This window comes from Mycobacterium sp. 1165178.9 (assembly GCF_001673555.1).
Lineage (GTDB): Bacteria > Actinomycetota > Actinomycetes > Mycobacteriales > Mycobacteriaceae > Mycobacterium.
In genome coordinates this window covers 1-5,061 of record NZ_LZMB01000039.1, presented here as the reverse complement: position 1 = coordinate 5,061, position 5,061 = coordinate 1, and the positions used below count along the sequence as shown (strand labels likewise).

6 protein-coding genes are annotated in these 5,061 nt (G+C 69.0%); 4 read left to right on the top strand and 2 right to left on the bottom strand.

What is annotated here, in order from left to right; all coding sequences use genetic code 11:
• Positions 1 to 619, bottom strand: a 619-nt coding sequence (cofD, locus tag A5652_RS02305; protein ID WP_067346234.1) for a 2-phospho-L-lactate transferase, incomplete at its 3' end; no start/stop codon positions are given.
• A 389-nt stretch (positions 620 to 1,008) separates the two neighbouring features.
• Here cofD and A5652_RS02300 point away from each other — a divergent pair.
• Positions 1,009 to 1,347 carry a WhiB family transcriptional regulator gene (locus tag A5652_RS02300; RefSeq protein ID WP_066868492.1) on the top strand — a complete coding sequence of 113 codons (339 nt, stop codon included), beginning with the start codon at positions 1,009 to 1,011 and terminating at the stop codon, positions 1,345 to 1,347.
• Positions 1,348 to 1,402: 55 nt separating this feature from the next.
• On the opposite strand, the gene A5652_RS02295 is transcribed toward A5652_RS02300, so the two are convergent.
• Positions 1,403 to 1,825 carry a metallopeptidase family protein gene (locus tag A5652_RS02295; protein WP_044484176.1) on the bottom strand — a complete coding sequence of 141 codons (423 nt, stop codon included), beginning with the start codon at positions 1,823 to 1,825 and terminating at the stop codon, positions 1,403 to 1,405.
• A gap of 188 nt (positions 1,826 to 2,013) precedes the next feature.
• Between A5652_RS02295 and A5652_RS02290 the strand changes: the two genes are divergently transcribed.
• From A5652_RS02290 to A5652_RS02280, 3 genes are all read left to right on the top strand, one after another.
• Positions 2,014 to 2,454 (top strand): DUF3499 domain-containing protein, encoded by a 441-nt coding sequence (locus A5652_RS02290; RefSeq protein WP_197513709.1) that lies wholly within the window; start codon positions 2,014 to 2,016, stop codon positions 2,452 to 2,454.
• 87 nt (positions 2,455 to 2,541) lie between these two features.
• Positions 2,542 to 3,939: a phosphomannomutase/phosphoglucomutase gene (locus A5652_RS02285; protein ID WP_067346230.1), complete on the top strand. Its 1,398-nt coding sequence runs from the start codon at positions 2,542 to 2,544 to the stop codon at positions 3,937 to 3,939.
• Positions 3,936 to 5,036 carry a TobH protein gene (locus A5652_RS02280; RefSeq protein WP_067346228.1) on the top strand — a complete coding sequence of 367 codons (1,101 nt, stop codon included), beginning with the start codon at positions 3,936 to 3,938 and terminating at the stop codon, positions 5,034 to 5,036. The genes A5652_RS02285 and A5652_RS02280 overlap by 4 nt, the downstream gene beginning before the upstream one ends.
• Positions 5,037 to 5,061 lie beyond the last annotated feature (25 nt).

Here is a 5,061-nt window from a genome sequence, read left to right as displayed (position 1 = left end):
CCGCGATGGCCGCCGTGGCATCAGTTGTGGCGGCCGCCTTTTCGGCGCCGACGAATGCGAAGCTGTGCGTGGGCACCTGGGCCCGGTAGCGCACCCACCACTCCTGGAAGTGAATGGCCCGCCGGCTGCCGTCGTCGGGATCGGTTATCACCACGTGGGTCTCGCACCGGTCGTCGCTGGCGGGCAACAGCCGCGCGCCCGGTTGCCAGCGGTCGCACAGCGCGGTGGTGATCTGCGACAGGGGGTAGCCGGCGTTGAGCATCTGGGTGCGCACCAGGTGGGTGCCCAGGTCTCGGTCACCGAGCCCGAACCAGTCGGGCTGCACCCCGTAGCGGGCCAATTCCTCTTTGGCGTGCCAGGTTTCGTTTCGGTGCCCCCACCCTCGCTCCGGATCTACACCTCCACCTAAGGTGTACATGCAGGTGTCCAAATCGGGGCAGACACGCAGTCCGTGGATCCAGGCGTCATCGCCAATGTTGACGATCGCCGTCAGCTCGTGACTGTTGGCTTCCGTGTCCGGGTGCCGTTGCGTTTGAAATTGACCGAGCCCGAACAGCTGTTGAACCCCCAGCAGGAAGCGGGCGCCGCCAACCCCACCGACCAGAACGGTGACCTTCACATTGCACGACAGTACTGCCAGGCGGCAGCGCTGTGGCGGGCCCACCGGGGGTGCCTCAAAGTTGCGGTTCCCCATCGGTTGTGGGCGACTTCTGGGAAAGTTGAGGGCCCTGTGATCGACACGCCGAGCGCCCAAAACAACAGAAACGCCGAAATTCGATCACGAGATGGTATGGAAATGCGCCGAAGTGCTTGACCCGGCTGGTCAACCCGTGTCTAATCACAACAGTGTCATTTCCCGGTTGGCCGGCCGACTCCGGTGTCGCAGACCGAGATTCGATCACTTGTTCGAATTGTCTGTACATCAGAACAGTGGGAAACCAATCACACTCTCTCAATCAAGCTGAGGAGGCGGACGACCGTATGTCTTACGACACTTTTCGAAGCGCCATGGCGAGCACGCCGCACACCGACATCGACCCGGCACTGGACCGCCCCGCTCGGCCGCATCTGACCGTGGTTCCTGATGCCCCAATCGCTTTCGAGCCCGAACCAATGCCGGAGCCGGCCGCCGACCAATGGCAGGACCGGGCGCTGTGCGCCCAGACCGACCCGGAGGCGTTCTTCCCGGAAAAGGGTGGCTCCACCCGCGAGGCCAAGAAGATCTGCCTGGGTTGCGAGGTGCGTCACGAGTGCCTCGAGTACGCCCTCGAGCACGACGAGCGCTTCGGCATCTGGGGCGGTTTGTCCGAACGCGAGCGCCGCCGCCTCAAGCGCGGCATAATCTGACGCGCGCTGATCGCAACGCGCGCTGAGCGTTCGATGTTCGACGCGCTGGGAGAAGTTATTCGTCGTCGATCGTCGGATCGATGACCGACGGCTCGACGTCGAGGTAGATCGCGACCTGGGCCACCAGGATTTCGTGCAGCAGGTCGCCGAGTTCGACGGTGTCCTTGGCCCGTCGCTCAATTGGCTTGCGGAACAACACAATTCGCGCCCGCGTGGAGTTGCCGCGGATGTCGACGCCGGCCGGGATCAACCGTGCCAGCGGGATCGGCCCATCGGCGATCACCTCGGGTGGCCATTGCACACTCTCGGGATCCTTGGCCGAGATGCGCGGAATCTCGTCGACGGCCACGTCGAGTTCGGCCAGCCGATCCTGCCAGCTCCGCTCGATCGGTTCGTAGGCCTCCAGCACCGCCATGTCGAATCGCTCGGCACGGCTGCGCCACCCCGGCACGGTCGGGGGCAACAGCGGGCCGCGCATATCGCGGCCCCGGCGGAAGAGTCGGTGGGTCCCGGTCCGGCGCGGAGCCGATCCGTCGGAGAACCGATCTCTTCGCGGGGAGCTGCGCGAATCACCCACGCGCCGATGGTAACGGTTGCACATCGAGGGCCGAGGAGTTGCGCGTGTCCGGCGCTTCGGCGACGTTTGCGCACGATAGCCTTTCGATCGTGAACGTTCCCCGTCGCTGTTGCCGGCCCGGGTGCCCGCACTACGCCGTGGCGACCCTGACGTTCGTCTATTCGGACTCGACGGCAGTTGTCGGTCCCTTGGCGACCGCGCGGGAACCGCATTCCTGGGATTTGTGCGTCAACCATGCCGGCCGGATCACCGCGCCCCGCGGGTGGGAGCTGGTGCGCCATGCCGGCCCTCTGCCCACCCATCCCGACGAGGACGACTTGGTCGCCCTGGCCGATGCGGTGCGTGAGGGCGGCGATCGCGGCGTGCCGTACGCCGGTGCCGCGGCGCCGGTGAACGGCTTCTCCGACGCGCACATCCATCACGGCGGATCTCAGGCCACCGCCCCCAGCAGCAGCCTGCTCGCGCCGCCCGAGCACCGCTCCGGACGGCGCCGCGGACATCTGCGCGTGTTGCCCGATCCCAGCGACTAGCCCCGATGGTGGCAACCCACTGTGCGGCCCCAGTTCTCCGTAGCCCGATAGGCTGACGCCAAGAGTTCACGTCGTCAGGAGTCCCGCATGTCTCGGCCCGCCGCGACTGTCCACCGTGTCGTCAAGGCTTACGACGTACGTGGGCTAGTCGGCGAAGAGCTCGACCAGCCCCTGGTCACCGATATCGGCGCAGCCTTCGCCAAACTCATGCGCGGCGAGGGCGCCCGCCAGGTGGTGATCGGCCACGACATGCGGGACAGTTCGCCCACGCTGGCCGCCGCGTTCGCCGCCGGGGTGAGGAGCCAGGGACTGGACGTGGTGCGCATCGGCTTGGCGTCCACCGATCAGCTCTACTTCGCCTCCGGTCTGCTGGACTGCCCGGGCGCCATGTTCACCGCGAGCCACAACCCGGCGGCCTACAACGGCATCAAGCTATGCCGGGCCGCGGCCAAACCGGTCGGCGCCGAGACCGGGCTGCGGCTGGTCGCCGACGACGTGATCGCCGGCGTCGACGCCTACGACGGGCAACCCGGAGGCGCGAGCGATCGCGACGTGCTGGCCGACTACGGGCAGTTCCTGCGGTCGCTGGTGGACACCTCCGGTCTGCGCCCGCTGCGGGTGGCCGTGGACGCCGGCAACGGCATGGCCGGTCTCACCACGCCCGCCGTGCTCGGCCCGATCGGCTCGATCACGTTGGAGCCGTTGTACTTCGAGCTCGACGGCTCGTTTCCCAATCACGAGGCCAACCCACTCGACCCCGCCAACCTGGTGGACCTGCAGGCTTTCGTGCGTGAGACCGGCGCCGACATCGGGCTGGCCTTCGACGGCGACGCCGACCGCTGTTTCGTGGTCGACGAACGCGGCAACCCCGTGTCGCCGTCGACGGTGACCAGCCTGGTGGCCGCCCGTGAGTTGAGCCGGGAGATCGGCGCGACGATCATCCACAACGTGATCACCTCGCGCGCGGTGCCCGAACTTGTCGCCGAGCGCGGCGGCACGCCGCTGCGGTCCCGGGTAGGGCACTCCTATATCAAGGCGCTGATGGCCGACACCGGCGCGATTTTCGGCGGCGAACATTCGGCGCACTACTACTTCCGCGACTTCTGGGGTGCCGACTCCGGGATGCTGGCGGCGCTGTACGTGCTGGCCGCCCTCGGCGAGCAGGACCGCCCGCTGTCGGAGGTCACCGCGGACTACCAGCGCTATGAGTCATCCGGCGAGATCAACTTCACCGTCGCCGACGCCGGGCAATGCACGGAAGCGGTGCTCAAGTCGTTCGGCACCCGGATTCACTCCCTCGATCACGTGGACGGGGTGACGGCCGACCTGGGCGATGGCAGCTGGTTCAACCTGCGCAGCTCCAACACCGAGCCGTTGCTGCGGCTGAACGTGGAGGCTCGCACGCTTGAGGACGTTGCCGCGGTGGTCGCCCAGATCAGTTCCGAGATCACCGCGGCCTCGGCGGGCGTGAAGGCCGCGCCGTGAACCCCACCCGGGCGATCGATCTCGAGGACACCGCGGGCCTGCTGGCCGCCGACCGCGACGGCCTGCTGCGCGCCGCATCGTCGGCCGGTGCCCAGGTGCGTGCAATCGCCGCCGCGGTCGACGAGGGCGCGCTGCAGCCGCTGGGCGCCGACGACCGTCCGCGCAGCGTCATCTGGGTCGCCGGGCGCGGCACCGCCGAGACCGCCGGGACGATGCTGGCCGCGACCACGGGTGGAACGGCTTCCCAGCCCTTCACTCTGGCCGACGAGGCGCCGCCGTGGGTGGGCCCGCTCGATGTGCTGGTCGTGGCGGGCGGCGACCCGGGTGATCCCGCGCTGGTCGCCGCGGCCGCCACCGGGTTGCGCCGCGGCGCCCGGGTGGTCGTAGCTGCGCCCTTTGAGGGCCCGTTGCGCGACGCCACCGCCGGGGGAGCGGCGGTGCTGGCGCCCCGGATGTCGGTTCCCGACGAATTCGGCCTGTGCCGGTATCTGGCCGCCGGGCTCGCACTGCTGCACGCCGTGGACCCGCGACCCAAGGTCGACCTCGGGCTGCTCGCCGATGAGCTGGACGCCGAGGCCCTGCGCAACAGCGCCGCCCGCGAGCTGTTCACCAACCCGGCCAAGCTGCTGGCCGCTCGGGTCGGCGAACGTCAGGTGGCGCTGGCCGGCGACGGTGCCGCGACGCTGGCGCTGGCCAGGCACGGCAGCTCGGTGCTGCTGCGGGTCGCGAACCAGGTGACCCCGGCCGCCGGGCTGGCGGACGCGCTGGTCGCCCTGCGCGCCGCGGCGTCGGACGGCTTCGAGGATCCCGACGCCGCGCTGTTCCACGACGAAGAGATCGACGGGCCGCTGCCGCAGCGGCTGCGGGTGCTCGCCGTCGTGCTGGCGGCCGAGCAGGCGGGTGTGGCCGCCCGGACGGCCGGACTGGACAACGTGTACCTGCTCGCCGCCGAGGACGTGCCCGACGGGCCGGGCGGCTCGGCCGGCTACGGCGTTTCACCGGCGCTGGGGGGCCCCGGGAGCCCCGAGCAGCAACTGGCAGTATTGGCCGTCCGGCTGGAAATGGCCGCGGTTTATATGCGACTGGTGCGGGGATAGATACAACAGTGGAACTGCTTCGCGG

Coding starts and splice junctions, on each gene's coding strand:
- A5652_RS02295 (WP_044484176.1), bottom strand. CDS start 1,825: ATGCGCGGCCCGCTGTTGCCCCCGACCGTGCCGGGGTGGCGCAGCCGT.
- A5652_RS02285 (WP_067346230.1), top strand. CDS start 2,542: ATGTCTCGGCCCGCCGCGACTGTCCACCGTGTCGTCAAGGCTTACGAC.
- A5652_RS02300 (WP_066868492.1), top strand. CDS start 1,009: ATGGCGAGCACGCCGCACACCGACATCGACCCGGCACTGGACCGCCCC.